18 protein-coding genes are annotated in these 15,231 nt (G+C 43.1%); 4 read left to right on the top strand and 14 right to left on the bottom strand.

The features are described 5' to 3' along the window. Positions 1–16 precede the first annotated feature (16 nt). Positions 17–2,587, top strand: coding sequence for a DNA mismatch repair protein MutS (gene mutS / locus BWD47_RS13035; RefSeq protein ID WP_036970801.1), 2,571 nt, complete (start codon positions 17–19; stop codon positions 2,585–2,587). A gap of 95 nt (positions 2,588–2,682) precedes the next feature. Here the strand turns inward: mutS and rpoS are convergent, their stop codons facing one another. From rpoS to BWD47_RS12980, 11 genes are read right to left on the bottom strand one after another with little or no spacing between them, the layout of a single operon-like run. Next, entirely contained in the window at positions 2,683–3,666 is a 984-nt protein-coding gene (gene rpoS / locus BWD47_RS13030) for an RNA polymerase sigma factor RpoS (protein WP_036970803.1), read from the bottom strand. A gap of 57 nt (positions 3,667–3,723) precedes the next feature. Further along, entirely contained in the window at positions 3,724–4,548 is an 825-nt protein-coding gene (locus BWD47_RS13025) for a peptidoglycan DD-metalloendopeptidase family protein (RefSeq protein WP_036970808.1), read from the bottom strand. 41 nt (positions 4,549–4,589) lie between these two features. Next, positions 4,590–5,168: a YqaA family protein gene (locus tag BWD47_RS13020; RefSeq protein WP_065978037.1), complete on the bottom strand. Its 579-nt coding sequence runs from the start codon at positions 5,166–5,168 to the stop codon at positions 4,590–4,592. 11 nt (positions 5,169–5,179) lie between these two features. After that, a complete protein-coding gene (locus tag BWD47_RS13015; RefSeq protein WP_074988868.1) occupies positions 5,180–5,818 on the bottom strand; it encodes a protein-L-isoaspartate(D-aspartate) O-methyltransferase in 639 nt (212 codons plus the stop codon). Continuing rightward, complete coding sequence (surE, locus tag BWD47_RS13010) at positions 5,808–6,572, bottom strand: 5'/3'-nucleotidase SurE (protein ID WP_036970815.1); 765 nt, start codon at positions 6,570–6,572, stop codon at positions 5,808–5,810. Before surE ends, BWD47_RS13015 begins: the two co-directional genes overlap by 11 nt. Beyond that, a complete protein-coding gene (gene truD, locus BWD47_RS13005) occupies positions 6,573–7,601 on the bottom strand; it encodes a tRNA pseudouridine(13) synthase TruD (RefSeq protein ID WP_036970816.1) in 1,029 nt (342 codons plus the stop codon). Continuing rightward, on the bottom strand, positions 7,598–8,080 hold the full coding sequence (ispF, locus tag BWD47_RS13000; protein WP_036970817.1) for a 2-C-methyl-D-erythritol 2,4-cyclodiphosphate synthase: 483 nt from the start codon (positions 8,078–8,080) through the stop codon (positions 7,598–7,600). Before ispF ends, truD begins: the two co-directional genes overlap by 4 nt. Next, positions 8,077–8,778 carry a 2-C-methyl-D-erythritol 4-phosphate cytidylyltransferase gene (ispD, locus tag BWD47_RS12995; RefSeq protein WP_075594101.1) on the bottom strand — a complete coding sequence of 234 codons (702 nt, stop codon included), beginning with the start codon at positions 8,776–8,778 and terminating at the stop codon, positions 8,077–8,079. The genes ispF and ispD overlap by 4 nt, the downstream gene beginning before the upstream one ends. Then, positions 8,768–9,058: a cell division protein FtsB gene (gene ftsB / locus BWD47_RS12990; protein WP_036970819.1), complete on the bottom strand. Its 291-nt coding sequence runs from the start codon at positions 9,056–9,058 to the stop codon at positions 8,768–8,770. Before ftsB ends, ispD begins: the two co-directional genes overlap by 11 nt. Before the next feature lie 22 nt (positions 9,059–9,080). Then, complete coding sequence (locus BWD47_RS12985; RefSeq protein WP_065978034.1) at positions 9,081–9,713, bottom strand: hypothetical protein; 633 nt, start codon at positions 9,711–9,713, stop codon at positions 9,081–9,083. Between the two features lie 59 nt (positions 9,714–9,772). After that, positions 9,773–10,255, bottom strand: a complete 483-nt coding sequence (locus BWD47_RS12980) for a DUF2947 domain-containing protein (RefSeq protein WP_036970820.1) — start codon at positions 10,253–10,255, stop codon at positions 9,773–9,775. A 61-nt stretch (positions 10,256–10,316) separates the two neighbouring features. On the opposite strand from BWD47_RS12980, the gene BWD47_RS12975 reads away from it, so the two are divergent. From BWD47_RS12975 to BWD47_RS12965, 3 genes are read left to right on the top strand one after another with little or no spacing between them, the layout of a single operon-like run. Next, a complete protein-coding gene (locus BWD47_RS12975) occupies positions 10,317–10,556 on the top strand; it encodes a DUF1653 domain-containing protein (protein ID WP_065978071.1) in 240 nt (79 codons plus the stop codon). Positions 10,557–10,608: 52 nt separating this feature from the next. Beyond that, positions 10,609–11,457, top strand: a complete 849-nt coding sequence (locus BWD47_RS12970) for a MoxR family ATPase (RefSeq protein ID WP_075594100.1) — start codon at positions 10,609–10,611, stop codon at positions 11,455–11,457. Between the two features lies 1 nt (position 11,458). Beyond that, the gene (locus BWD47_RS12965; protein ID WP_075594099.1) at positions 11,459–12,646 is read left to right on the top strand and encodes a VWA domain-containing protein; all 1,188 of its coding nucleotides are present in this window, start codon (positions 11,459–11,461) and stop codon (positions 12,644–12,646) included. Positions 12,647–12,751: 105 nt separating this feature from the next. On the opposite strand, the gene BWD47_RS12960 is transcribed toward BWD47_RS12965, so the two are convergent. From BWD47_RS12960 to BWD47_RS12950, 3 genes are all read right to left on the bottom strand, one after another. After that, positions 12,752–13,924 carry an NRAMP family divalent metal transporter gene (locus tag BWD47_RS12960; protein WP_143474494.1) on the bottom strand — a complete coding sequence of 391 codons (1,173 nt, stop codon included), beginning with the start codon at positions 13,922–13,924 and terminating at the stop codon, positions 12,752–12,754. A 258-nt stretch (positions 13,925–14,182) separates the two neighbouring features. After that, on the bottom strand, positions 14,183–14,539 hold the full coding sequence (gene hpf, locus BWD47_RS12955; protein ID WP_036970825.1) for a ribosome hibernation-promoting factor, HPF/YfiA family: 357 nt from the start codon (positions 14,537–14,539) through the stop codon (positions 14,183–14,185). Positions 14,540–14,721: 182 nt separating this feature from the next. Beyond that, positions 14,722–15,033 (bottom strand): pyrimidine/purine nucleoside phosphorylase, encoded by a 312-nt coding sequence (locus BWD47_RS12950; RefSeq protein WP_036970827.1) that lies wholly within the window; start codon positions 15,031–15,033, stop codon positions 14,722–14,724. Positions 15,034–15,231 lie beyond the last annotated feature (198 nt).

Raw genomic sequence — 15,231 nt, 5'->3', positions numbered from 1 at the left:
GCCTTTGGGTAAATACATGTCGTTTGATCTTTATGCTCCACACACTATAAAACAACAAACACCGATGATGCAGCAGTATCTAAAAATAAAAGCCGAGCATCGCGATATTTTATTGTTTTATCGTATGGGTGATTTTTACGAACTCTTTTTTGATGATGCTAAACGTGCAGCTCAACTTCTTGATATTTCTCAAACTCATCGCGGTAAAGCCGGTGGCGATCCTATTCCAATGGCCGGCGTACCTTATCACGCAGTAGAAAATTACCTAGCACGCCTTGTACAAATGGGTGAATCGGTTGCTATTTGCGAACAAATAGGCGACCCAGCAACCAGCAAAGGTCCGGTAGAGCGTAAAGTCGTGCGCATTGTAACACCCGGTACTATTTCCGATGAAGCCTTACTGCAAGAGCGCCAAGATAACTTACTCACAAGTGTGTGGCAAAATAAACACGGTGTTTACGGCATAGCCTACCTCGATATTAACTCAGGCCGTTTTAATGTACTTGAAGTGAATACTGACGAAGCATTTAGCTCAACACTGCAACGCCTTGCGCCAGCAGAACTGCTTTACAGTGAAACGTTTGCCAATATTCACTTAATCGAACATATTAAAGGGGCTCGCCGTCGCCCAGAATGGGAGTTCGATTTAGACACCGCACAACACCTCTTATGCGATCAATTTGGCACCAAAGATCTCGTTGGTTTTGGGGTTGATAAAGCCCATTGCGCTCTGATTGCCGCGGGCTGTTTAATGCAATATGTAAAAGACACTCAACGCATTGCTCTGCCACATATTCGCGCCATTACCCTTGAGCAAAACGAACACGCAGTGATCTTAGATGCTGCAACCCGTAAAAACTTAGAACTCACGGTTAACCTCTCTGGAGGCTATGAAAACACCTTGGCACAGGTGCTTGATAAAACCGCTACAGCAATGGGGTCTCGTTTATTAAAACGCCGAATTCATACCCCTGTGCGCAGTAAAGATGAGCTTAACTCACGCCTAAATGCGATTACTGCGATCATCGATGCTCAACTGTGCGGCGAACTGCACGAATCATTAAAACAAATTGGTGATATTGAGCGAGTTATCGCGCGCCTTGCATTGTGCACAGCCAGACCTCGTGACTTAACGCGTTTACGTAGTGCATTACAAGCGCTGGCACCACTGCATGAGCTACTGAATGATGCCAGCGATCCACGCATTAACCAGATCATCGCACAGTCACAAGAATTACCAGCGCTGCAAGATCTCCTAGAACGCGCAGTCATTGAAACACCACCGGTACTTATTCGTGATGGGGGAGTTATTGCCCCAGGCTATAATAGTGAGTTAGATGAATGGCGTGCGCTTAGCCAAGGCGCAACCGATATCCTTGAAAAACTGGAAGAGCGCGAGCGTGAACGCACAGGCATCAGCACCTTAAAAATTGGCTACAACAAGGTGCATGGCTTCTTCATTGAAGTTAGCCGTGCTAATTCACACTTAGTCCCTGCTGATTATATTCGTCGTCAAACATTAAAAAATAACGAACGCTATATCATTCCTGAGTTAAAAGAGCATGAAGACAAAGTACTCGGTAGCCAATCAAAAGCGTTGGCTCTCGAAAAACAACTTTATGAACAACTATTTGAATTTATAGCACCGCATATTGAGCAGCTACAAACAATGGCTGCGGTACTGGCTGATTTAGACGTTCTTAATAATTTAGCTGAACGTGCGCAAGCGCTCAACTACGCCAAACCAACACTGTGTGATAACGACAATATAAGCATAAAGCAAGGGCGTCATCCCGTTGTTGAGCAAGTAATGAAAGACCCCTTTATTGCCAACCCTGTCGAGTTAAGCAACGACCGTAAGATGTTGATCATCACGGGGCCAAATATGGGGGGTAAATCAACCTATATGCGTCAAACTGCGTTAATTGTACTCATGGCACATATTGGGTCTTATGTCCCTGCTGACAGCGCAGAAATTGGCAATATTGACCGCATTTTTACGCGTATTGGCGCAAGTGATGATTTAGCATCAGGGCGTTCAACCTTTATGGTTGAAATGACAGAGACAGCGACCATTTTAAACAATGCCACGGCGCAATCTTTGGTCTTGATGGATGAAATAGGACGCGGTACTTCAACCTATGATGGCCTGTCTCTCGCCTATGCTACGGCCGATTATTTAGCCTCAAAAATTGCCGCAAAAACCTTATTCGCCACCCATTATTTTGAGCTAACTGAACTGGCCGAGCAGCAGCAAGGATTGGTTAATGTTCACCTAGATGCGATTGAGCATAACGACACTATTGCCTTTATGCATACCGTGCTTGAAGGTGCAGCAAGTAAAAGCTTTGGTTTACAAGTTGCCGCGCTTGCCGGTGTACCAAAAGCCGTTATTCAGCAAGCAAAGCAAAAACTAAAAATGCTCGAAAATCATCAGCCTGTTACAGCCCCTGTGCAACAACAGCAAGCACTGGCGTTTGACAATGAACCCTCTGAACTTGAGCTAACTTTACAGCAGCTCGACCCAGACAGTTTAACACCAAGACAAGCACACCAGCTGTTATACCAATTAAAAGATTTACTTTAATTGCGTGCATAAAAAAAGCTGACAGTATGTCAGCTTTTTTGTGTGTTCTAGAGACCCGAAGGCCTCATACCTGAGTCAGGTATATTGTTGTCAACTCAAGTAAATTGGTCAAACAGGCTATCTGTACTTAAGCCTTCGTGTTGCAAAATATCTTTTAAACGACGTAATGCTTCCACTTGAATTTGTCTTACACGTTCACGCGTTAAGCCAATTTCACGACCGACATCTTCAAGCGTTGAAGGCTCGTAGCCAAGTAAACCGAAACGACGTGCAAGTACTTCGCGTTGTTTTGGGTTTAATTCACCAAGCCAATCAACAATGTGTTTGTTGATGTCATTATTTTGTACTTCGCCCTCAGGACCAGAGCCTTTTTCGTCAGCAATGATATCGAGTAAGGCTTTGTCGTTTTCGCCTCCAATTGGCGTATCAACCGACGTGATTTTTTCGTTTAAACGTAGCATTTTAGTCACGTCTTCAACGGGTTTATCCAGACACTCTGCAATTTCTTCTGCGGTTGGTTCGTGGTCAAGTTTTTGTGTTAGTTCGCGAGCTGTTCTTAGATAAACATTCAGTTCTTTTACAACATGAATAGGTAAACGAATTGTTCGTGTTTGATTCATTATGGCACGTTCAATCGTTTGACGGATCCACCAGGTTGCATAAGTTGAAAAACGAAAACCACGTTCTGGGTCAAATTTTTCAACAGCGCGAATCAGGCCAAGGTTACCTTCTTCGATAAGATCTAGCAGCGCAAGACCTCGGTTGTTATAGCGGCGAGCAATTTTCACCACTAAACGTAAATTACTTTCTATCATTCGTTTGCGAGAGGCTTCACAGCCTTTCAATGCTTTACGCGCAAAAAATACTTCTTCTTCTGCACTTAAAAGAGGAGAAAAACCAATTTCACCCAGGTATAACTGTGTCGCGTCTAGGTTTTTGACGACTTCGTCTTTTGTAAAAATTTCATCATCGTTGTCGACTTCTTCGAGTAACTCAGATGAATCATCTTCAACCATCGTGTCATCAAATTTATCATCAACTGTTTCAGTTGTTTTCTCAAGTTTTGCTGTGTGACCCATAAGCGTCCTCCCGAGCAAATATGTGATTGAGCTAAATCACTTTATCAATACCTTTGGCTAAGGTAGATACTTAGCAGGATTGACTGCTTGACCTCGGTAACGAATTTCAAATCTTAAAGCCGTAACCGACGAATCTGAACTGCCAATTTCTGCTATTTTCTGCCCCGCCTTTACTTCCTGTTTTTCCTTTACAAGCAACTTTGAGTTGTGTGCATAAGCACTTAGGTAATCATCATTATGTTTCAATATGATTAAATTACCGTAGCCCCTCAATGCGTTACCCGCGTATACCACAGTTCCTTGTGCAGCAGCTAAAACAGATGCCCCCTGTTTATTAGCGATTTGTAACCCTTTATAGCCATTTTCTTTTGTAGAGAAACGGCGCGTGACCTTACCCTTAGCGGGCCAGCTCCATATGACTTTTGTATTAGGATTACTATTTTTTGCACTAACTTTCTTGTTGGCTTGTTTTTGAACATACTCTCGTTGTTTTGGCTGATCAAGCTCTTTTTTTAATTTTTTGTTATTTTTTTGTATCAAAACGGTAGACTTTTTACTCGAATTCGTATATTTTTTCGTCTTTTTTTGTTTTTGTGCCGATTTTGTGAGCAAAATGCGTTGCCCAGGATAAATCGTATAAGGTGCTGGAATATCGTTTAATTTTGCTAAAGTACGAAAGTCTTTTTGAGCACTAAACGCGATTGAGTATAAAGTATCGCCTTTGTTAACCTTGTAACTTGAGCCAGAAATATTAACTTTGCGGGTAATTTGTTTTGTATGATTATCTAAACTACTAACAGGAGCGGGAGCATTACGGGAGGAGCAACCAAAGAGCAAAATACTAATAAACAAAGTAACATACACTGCTAACTGTCTGTTCATCGTAAAATGCTCCTTATAATACTAACTGTGAGTTTTAGGGGTTATCGTAGTAAAAAGTACGCAACAACAACTAAAATAACTAATCCCCAGCCAAGCGCTTCAACATATTGACGTAATTTTTGCTCCATTTTCACGCCCCCCCACTTCATTAAAGCCGACACTAAAAAGAACCGAGCCCCACGTCCAATTGCAGACGCAATTAAGAAAGGTAAAAATGCCATCTGCATTAAGCCTGCCCCAATAGTAAAAACTTTATAAGGAATAGGCGAAAACCCAGCAAGAAATACAACCCACACGCCGTATGTTTCAAACCAGCCTAGCGCAGTATCAAACTTTGCTTGCCAGCCCATTTGAGCAATTAGCGGCTCAACGACGGGCTCAAATAGCCAAAAGCCAAGCAAGTAACCTAAAATACCACCAATAACAGACGCAATAGTAGTAAAGCTGGCAAATCGCCATGCTTTATCTGGCTGAGCGAGTGACATAGGAGCTAACATCACATCTGGCGGAACAGGGAAAAAAACAGATTCAGCAAAGCTCATCCCTGCTAAATAACGCTCTGCGTGACGGTGCTTAGCCCACACAAGCGCCATATCATATAACTTAGTAAACAACTTCAAAGTGTAACGTCCTATTCAATATCACCAGGTACTAAAGGTACAAATCGTACTGGTGCAACTTTATGTTCTGTGAATGTGTCGCCATTTCTGACAACCATCATTAATTGCTGATCTTGCTCGCCCACGGGGGCTATCATCACACCGCCATCAGCAAGTTGTGCTAGTAACCCTTGCGGCATCGTTGCTGCCGCGGCAGTCACGATAATCCCTTCAAATGGTGCTTGCGATTGCCACCCTTGCCATCCATCACCATGTTTCATCGTTACATTGTATAAATCAAGCTTATGTAAACGGCGCTTTGCTTGCCACTGCAACGCTTTAATGCGTTCAACTGAACACACTTTAGTGAACGTTTTTGCAAGAATCGCGGTTTGATACCCTGATCCCGTACCAATTTCAAGTACCTTATCGCGTACTCCTGCAAGTCGCAGTAACTCTGTCATTCGCGCAACGATATAAGGCTGCGAAATTGTTTGCCCTTGACCAATAGGTAAAGCGGTATTCTGATACGCTTTATGCTGTAAAACATCATCAACAAACACATGCCGCGGGGTCGTCGCAATCGCCTCAAGTACAGCGACATCTTCTACGCCATCCCGTTTTAATAATTCAGCCAATGCCAACGCACTGCGATTATAATTAGTCAGCACTATTAATCTCCATCTTCGCTAACCAGCTATCGACGGCTTGAAGACTCTCCTTCGCTGTCATATCAACACTTAACGGTGTTACTGAGGCATACCCATTATTAATGGCGTAAAAGTCAGTCCCTTCTCCTGCGTCACTTTCAGCGCCGAGCGTGCCATACCAAAAAATATCACGCCCCCACGGGTCTTGTTGCTTGGTCATGGTTTCAGCTTTATGACGTGCGCCAAGGCGTGTTACTTTTACTCCTTTGAGCTCCGAAAGAGGAATATCTGGCACATTTAAGTTAATGATCTGATCTTTCGGTAGAGGGTGTGATGCAAGCTCTTTAATGATACCGACAGCCACTGCTGCTGCCGTTTCAAAATGATTCCCTTCTTTAGAACAGAGTGAGACAGCGATCGCTGGCAGCCCTAAGTGGCGGCCTTCGGTTGCGGCTGCAACCGTACCAGAATAGAGCGTGTCATCACCTAAGTTAGCCCCATGATTAATACCAGCCACAACTAAGTCAGGCTGCTCATCGGTTAGCTCATTCACGCCAAGGTGAACACAATCCGTAGGGGTGCCATTAATAGAAATAAAGCCATTATCTAGCGTGGTCGCACGTAACGGGTTCATTAAGGTTAATGAATTACTGGCGCCACTGCAGTTACGGTCAGGGGCAACCAGCGTCACATCGGCAATTTGCGTTAACGCATGATATAAAACGGCAATCCCTTTTGCATGCACTCCATCATCATTGCTTAATAAGATTTTCATTTACGCATCCTTTTGTTTTTGTTCTCTTGGGCTGGCGTCTTTATAGTCCACCAGCTCTCGCAAAAGCGCGGTTGCAAAGCAGCCTTTTGGTAAACCAAAACTCAGTTTTACCGTTGTCTCATCAAGTGTTTCAACAGTTAAAGACTCGGGAATTAAGCGCAGCATTCTGCGCTCATTCTTAAGCCCAAGCTCAGCTAATCCCTCTATCCAAGACTGATAAGGGAGCAACCATTGCTTTTCGGTTTCGGTTAAGCCTTTTTCGCCTTTGCCCACCATTGGTGCCGACATAACAATATCGCCAGAGGCTAAACGTGCAATATTGTCATCGCTTATATTGTCTTCAAAAAAGGCATTACTGCCGCTAAGCATAAACACTTCGCGGTGCATGGTTTTCGCAAGACCATGCTCAGCTACACGCATACTTACTATTTCATTGAACACATAAGAACGGGCCGCTGAAATCACTAAACCACGCAGCTTTTTATCGCGAATACGCTCTCCTGCAAACATCCGTTTAGCCATTTCAAGGTTATGCCCTCCATGACCAAATCGCTGTTCACCAAAGTAATTTGGCACCCCAGCACGCACTGCATTAATACGACACAAAATATCTAAAGGCTCAGTCACATTACGCAGGGTAATCGTAAATCGATTGCCCTTGTGGCAGCCTGTTCTTAATTTACGATTGTGGCGCTGCTGCGCGATAATAAAGAATTGCTCGTTATTCAGTTCACTAAATTCGATGTGCTTTTTAATCGGCACAGGCACACTAAACCACTGTGTACAGACACCGTGGCGATCTTTTAAACCCGCATAGCTTACATCACGCGGTGATACGCCCGCTTTTTCGGCAATTCGCTTGGCTATAAACGGGGTGTTTTCACCTTTTTTGACGACCTGTAAGCACACATGCTCGCCGCTACCAGTGAATTCAATACCGAGGTCTTCGTCAACCATAAAGTCTTCAGCAAACGTTTTAAAGTCGGCTTTTGATAGTGGTTTTCCGTATAAATAATTCAATTCACTCATGAATTTTGTTTACTCATAATAACCACTGCGTGGCTTGAAATGCCCTCTTTACGACCTTCAAAGCCCAGCTTTTCGGTGGTAGTGGCTTTCACATTCACTTGCGAAATATCGGCTTCTAAATCAGCAGCTAAATTTTTACGCATGGCTTGAATATGAGGCAGCATTTTTGGTGCTTGAGCTACAATGGTTACATCTGCATTGCCAAGTTCATAGCCTTGCTCTTTTGCAAGCTTAACCACATGACGCAATAATATACGGCTGTCGATGTTTTCGTATTCACTCGCAGTATCTGGGAAGTGCTTACCAATGTCGCCCATTGCCAGTGATCCTAATATAGCATCACATAATGCATGAATAGCCACATCGCCATCTGAATGCGCTAAAAAACCTTGTGGGTAATCAATTTTTTCACCACAAATAACCAACGGGCCTTCGCCGCCAAATTTGTGAACATCAAAGCCATGGCCAATTCGAATCATGGGGTTCTCTCGTTTTGTTGTTTTTGCAGTAGAAACGCTGCTAAATCTAAATCTTCTGGGGTGGTTATTTTAATGTTGTCACTGCGCCCAGCGACTAATTTTACTGGCTGCTTTGCCCACTCAATCGCCGAAGCTTCATCGGTGATAGTCACGCCGTTCTCTAGGGCATTTGAAAGTGCATCTACAAGCGCCTGATAAGGGAAAAATTGAGGGGTAAGCGCCTGCCATAAATCATCACGTGGCACAGTTTGCTCACTATGAGTACGGCCGCGTTTAATGGTATCTTTGACTTTAGAGGCTAAAATACCGCCCTCGTTAGCTGCTAGGCACTCATCGACCAAACGAGTTATATCGCTTAAACACACTAACGGTCTTGCTGCATCATGCACCAGTACCCAGTCTGGCGGGTTATCAGCAAGTGACAGCAAAGCATTAAGGACTGAGTCGGCACGCTCTGTGCCGCCCGACACTCGTTCTATGCGGCTATCGATTTGAGGTATCGCGTCAAAGTAACCATCGTCGTCACTTATTGCTACTTTTATCGTGTGAATAAAATCTAATTCTGCAAGCTTGCTAAGGGTATGCTCTAAAATGGTTTTACCCGCCAGTTCGATATACTGTTTTGGCGCAGAATGTTGCATTCGGCTGCCAACACCGGCTGCGGGAACTATTGAAGTGATTTTCTGTTTAGTTTTCATTTTGTTGTTGGCCTGGCAATACACGAATAAACGTTTCACCAGGTTTAATCATTCCTAATTCATTACGCGCACGTTCTTCTATGCCTTCTTGGCCGAGTTTTAAATCTTTAATATCGGCTTTCAGCACTTTGTTACGTTTTAATAATTTAGCATTTGTATCTTGATGAGAGGCGACCGCTTGTTTTAGACGAGTGTAATCCTGCACACCATTATGGCCAAACCATAAACGATACTGGATAAATAAAGCCAAACATAACAAGGCGAATTGAAACACCCGCATTGAACACTCCTTCGCGGTTAAATTAAGTCAAAGGGCGTTTTAAATTACGCCAATTTATATTGCTTGCTAGTAGCATTTCTCTTAATGACAAACGCTTAGGTGTAATCCGTTTATTAAGTTGCCATTGATGGCCACAACAGGCTGCTGCCATCACTGCTTTTGACGGTTTTAATAACTGCGCTGGCGCGTGTTCTAATGACTCACCGGATAACGTAAACCAACCAAGCTCATTACAATGTACCTTATTGTCGCTTACTTGATCTAAGCTGTCTATGCGCACGGTGGTACATTGCCCGTCATTAATTAGCACGGGGACAATTAACCCACGCTTAGCATATTGACTATAAAAGTCTTCTGATGCACTTTTGCTATATACAGGCGGCGTAGTTTTTTGTTTTTCGAGCCAGCTGCCATTTTGTGAATCAAGCTGTAAAGGCGCATCACCACTGACTATCCGTATTGCTAGTCGCTCTATGTAATAAGGCAAACTTGCCAATAAGCGTCTAAGCCTTGCCGCATCAGGTTCATCGACCAAACGCGGGATTTCTCGAGCATAAAACGCATTACATAACTGTGCATACAAAGCCCGTTCGGCATCAGTTTGCCAAATTTCGGCTTGTGGCGACGGTTCGCTCTGTGGATTAGAAATAGACAATGCCCGCTCTTATAAAACAATTGCTTGACTGTTTTATAGCATAGAGCGTTAATTGAGCGCTACTTTACTGCGCCTTTTTTACCCAGTTTAGCATTGCCCGTTTCTAAAAACTGCACAACTGCATCGCGTTTTTTGCCCATTAACAAACTGCCATCGGCTAAAAACATAAAGTTTTGCCAGCAACGTTTAAACACTGCAAAGCTAGTTTCAATAATATTGTCGCGCGCCATACAAAAATACACGGTGGTGTTGGCTTCCCAATCAAGGTGCGCCAAGATTGCCTCGGGGAGTTGTTCTTCGCCAGCTTCCCACGCATTTTCCCAATTAATGGTTTCGGTAAAGCTGTCTTCTTTGCCACACCAATCTGTTTTATCGAAAAAATCTGGGTGATCATGCTCGCGGCTCACCATGGTAGACCAAAGTACAGCGGCACGTTCGCTGGTCATTGGTTTGATTTGCTGCGCATCTGCTGCGTTAATTGGCATGTCTTTATGGCGAAAAACCCATGCTTTTTTGTATTCATCTAACGAAATATAATTCATAGTGTTGACAGTTTATTTAGCATTAAAAAGTGCAAAACGTAATTATACAAGAGATCAAAACATGACTACAGCAATAAAACCTCATCCTCTCAAATCAGGCATATACCAGCATTACAAAGGCCCAAAATACAAAGTAGAGTATGTCGCCACTCACAGTGAAACCGAAGAGCCACTCGTTATTTACCAAGCACTGTATGGTGAGTTTGGTATGTGGGCACGCCCACTCAGCATGTTTTTAGAAACCGTTGAGGTAAACGGCAAAACAGTCCCACGCTTTGCATACCTTTCAGACGCAGAATAACTATGGCATCATAGCATTATTAATCACTGCTCAGACCAGATAAGGTGACATCGTGCTTTTTAATTCAACCGACAACTACATTGCCAGTAACTCATTAAAACAAGCGGTTAACGCAGCCATCTTGCTCGAAAAACCTCTGCTTATAAAAGGTGAGCCCGGCACAGGTAAAACCATGTTAGCCGAGGAGCTTGCAAAAAGCTTAGACACCACGCTTATTCAATGGCATATAAAATCGACCACCAAAGCACAGCAAGGCCTATACGAATATGATGCAGTGTCACGGTTGCGCGACAGCCAGTTAGGTGATGAGCGCGTTCACGACATTGGTAACTACATTGTAAAAGGTAAATTATGGCAAGCCTTCACCTATGGAGAGCAACATAATAAACGCCCCGTGTTGCTGATTGACGAAATCGACAAAGCCGATATCGAGTTTCCAAACGACTTATTGTTAGAACTCGATAAAATGGAGTTTCATGTTTATGAAACCGGTGAGCGCGTTATTGCCAAGCACCGCCCTATTGTTATTATTACCTCAAACAACGAAAAAGAGCTGCCTGATGCCTTTTTACGTCGTTGTTTTTTCCACTACATCGACTTTCCATCGAGCGACGAAATGGCGCAAATTATCGATGTACATCACCCGCATGTTAAGCAAGACTTGGTACGCGAAGCACTTGAAGTATTCTTTAACCTGCGCGATGTAAATGGCATAAAGAAAAAGCCCTCAACCAGCGAGTTACTCGATTGGTTAAAATTATTGATGGCTGAAGATATCGATGCCAAAACACTGCATGATAAAAGCCAAAAAGGCGGCCTAATGCCAATGTTTGGTGCGCTATTAAAGAACGAGCAAGACATTAGCCTCATCGAAAAACTTGCTTTTATGAGTCGTCGTTAAGATGTTAATTGCGTTTTTCTTTAAGTTACGTGAATACCGCTTACCCGTGAGTCTGCGTGAGTTACTTGATTTGATCAACGCGCTCAAGCAAGGGGTCATTTTTGCCGACGTAGACGCGTTTTATTACTTAGCGCGTACCATCATGGTCAAAGACGAAACTCACTTTGACCGGTTTGATAAAGCCTTTGCCGATTACTTTAGCGGGGTTGCTGACCTTGATTTACTCGAAAGCTTAAAACAACAGCATAACCTGCCTAACGACTGGTTGCGCAAAGAGTTTGAAAAACACTTAACAGACGAAGAAAAAGCACAGTTAAAAGCGATGGGTGGCCTCGATAAACTTATGGAAGCCCTGAAACAGCGCCTTGAAGAACAGCAAAAACGCCATGCTGGCGGCAACAAATGGGTTGGCACTGGCGGCACCTCGCCGTTTGGCGCGTATGGCTTTAACCCAGAAGGCGTGCGGATAGGTCAAGACGGTAATCGTAACCGCCGTGCTGTAAAAGTATGGGATAAACGGACATACCGCAACCTCGACAGTGACCGTGAAATCGGCTCGCGCACCATTAAACTCGCGCTTAAAAAGCTGCGTAAATTTGCCCGCACTGGCGCTAGCGATACACTGGATTTAACCGAAACCATTCGTGCTACTGCAAAACAAGGTGGCATGCTCGATGTTAAAATGGCACCCGAGCGCCACAATGCCGTAAAAGTGCTGATGCTGTTTGATATTGGCGGCTCAATGGATGATTACATTCATACCTGTGAAGAATTATTTAGTGCTGCACACAGCGAGTTTAAGCATCTCGAGTTTTACTATTTTCATAATTGTTTGTATGAGCATGTTTGGCAAGACAACGAGCGCCGCCACTCAAATGTGATTGATACCATGACCTTGATTAACAAGTTCACCAGTGACTACAAGGTCATTTTTGTTGGCGATGCCACCATGGGTCCTTACGAAATCGCCTACCCTGGTGGCAGTGTAGAACATTGGAATGAGGAACCCGGCAGCGCCTGGCTAAACCGCATAACAAATCACTTTAATAAAGTCGCTTGGCTCAACCCCCAACCCGTTGAGCACTGGCGTTACTATCAATCGATTGATTTTATAAAACAGTTAATGAACAACCGTATGTATCCACTCACCTTAGATGGCATAAGTAATGCGATTAGGGAATTAAGTTAGCCTAGATTGTAGGCGCGATTTTATATCGCGCAATACTAAAAATTGACTTGGGATAAACCCGCTGCTGACACACAATGATGCTGGGTTTCACTTCGTTCAGGCAAATTAGGTAAACTTCCAAACCAAAAATACCAGCGCAAAGCCCACTAAATAAACCAAACCTAGCCAGCTTAGAGTGCGAATTAAGGGGGAATGCACAATACTTGGCTCTGAGCGCACTAAACTAAAGTTAAGCCATGCAAATACTGGGGTGGTAACAAAGGCGAGAGTCATGGCAAACGTAAGCATTGGGCCAAGTGCCGATTTAAAGAATAAAATGATTGCCATACCAGAAAATGCTTGCAGTAAAAGCCACATATTTAAACTGTGTTTAGACTGTTTTACTGGCAGTAATTTGTGCGATTCATTTAAGGTTCTGGCGTAGCCGTCAAGCACGGTAAGCGTGGTGCCAAACATACATAAAAAAGCGATACCCGACACCAATGGCCTTGCCCACTCTCCCATTGTAAGGGCGTACATATCAATAAGCTGTTTAGCAAACGCCACCCCACCTAATTGCACGGCTTGTACCTGTCCGTATTGCACTAATACACCTAGCGAGAAAAACACCAAAGCTAGGGCTGCTGTAAGCCAGTAGCCTAAATTAAAATCAAATAAACCTTGCTGCTTAGTAATAACTTGTTGCTGCTGCTTTTCTTTTAGCCAAAGTGAACTAATCGCTGAGATTTCAATAGGAGCTGGCATCCAGCCCATTAGCGCCACCATAAAGCCAAGCATTGCAAGCTCATACGGCGACGGGCCCACGTAGTCAACTGGAGCCATAAGACCATTATTAATTGCCACCACCAAAGCAGCCACAGTTGTAACAGTAAGCAGCCCCATAATGATTTTAGACACGTTATCGAGCGCCTTAAAATGCCCCAACAACAAAATAAGTAAACAAACAGCCAAAATAATCCAACACAACAAGGTCACCGAAATGGTGATCGGCAGTGCGTAATGTAATAGGCTGGCTGTTAAAAGTAGTACCCCTGCGGTATTCACTACTGCAGCCACAATATTTAACGCAATAAAACTGTAAAAGTAACCCGGCCCTTTTTGCTTGTAGCCCTCAACTAAACTTTGTTTAGTTGCAAGGGTGTATTCCATACCAAATCGAAAGAATGGGTACTTAAGTACATTCACAACAATAATTAGCCAAAATAGTTGCCAGCCAAATAACGAGCCAGCCTGCGTCGACGCCACCAAATGTGAGCCACCAATCGCCGCTGTGGCCATTAATATGCCTGGGCCAAGTGCATTAAGTTTAGATTGCCAATGTGATACTGCTGATTGCATATGCTTTATGTGTTTTATTCTTAGTTACAAGCAACTTACAGCGTTTTAGATGAGATTGGAAGACACTCCTCGCTTCTGAGTTCTAAGGTTAAGTTGTCAGTTTATAAAACCAAAAAAGCCAAACATATTTATGTTTGGCTTTCTCTTGTTCGAGGTTTTGCGCTAAATTTTTGTGGCTAACACTTAGCGTCTAATTTATTAGCTTAAATTCATTTCTTGAATAATCTCATGGGCGATTTCCGGCGTTGTGCTCACCGGTTTTTCATGTAGTTTAGCTTTCATTTGCCCTTTACGATGTTTTAGCGATGCATCGAGTTTTTTAGCTGCATTTGCAAGTGCTGGGTACATCACTTCATCTTCTCCTTTAACTGATAAACGTGCACCTTCATAAATAGTGCTGATCTCAGCTTGATACTTGTGATGTTCTTTTGAAAGAATAATATCGAGAGATATTAACGATGGAAAATGGCTAGCAATTTTTGAGAATTTCTCGTTGATATGAGCTCTAACAGCCTCAGTAACGTCAACATGATGACCAGAAATATTAATCTTCATAGGGTATCCTTTTTTCTTGTTACCTCATAGTTAGTATTGGGGGCGATTTGAATTAACACAAGCGAAAATCAAAGATAATTAGTAATTGATTGTAACCACACATGATTTAGATCATGCTCTGCGGATAAAATATGCAAAAGCCCGTATTACACGGGCTTTATAGAAAGGTTATCAACTGCTCATTAAGTGTACGAGCAACAATAATCAGCAAAGTCAGTTACCTTTACGCGAAAGGTAACATTGGCGTCTACATTAAACGAATCTCCAGCCTTCATGGCTTGCCACTCAGTTTCGCCTGGCAGTAACACTTGCCACTCTCCCGCAAGTAACTCCATGTGCTCTTTTTGATTTGTGCCAAACTCAAATTCTCCTGGTTGCATAAAACCTAATGTTTTAGTACTGCCATCGGCAAAAAGTACAACACGGCTCGAAACTTTACCATCAAAATAGACATTCGCTTTTTTTACAACACTTACACTGTCAAACTGAGTCATACTCACTCCTGTTATGTTTTATAATCTTCTTTATTTCAGCCTGCCCGAATTTTAAGTAAGCAGCAACTGAAGATTATTCAATTAAACTCTATATGTGAGCTGATTTTTTATTATCTTTTATAAACTGAGCAATTAAAAAAAATTAATGAACTTGCCTATGTGTTCACCAAAACACTAATAACGCCCCCTACGGTATAA

The sequence above is a fragment of the Pseudoalteromonas sp. PAB 2.2 genome (assembly GCF_001938575.1).
Classification (GTDB): Bacteria; Pseudomonadota; Gammaproteobacteria; order Enterobacterales; family Alteromonadaceae; genus Pseudoalteromonas; species Pseudoalteromonas lipolytica.
The sequence above is the reverse complement of the archived record's forward strand: the minus strand, read 5'-3'. Positions and strand labels throughout refer to the sequence as shown.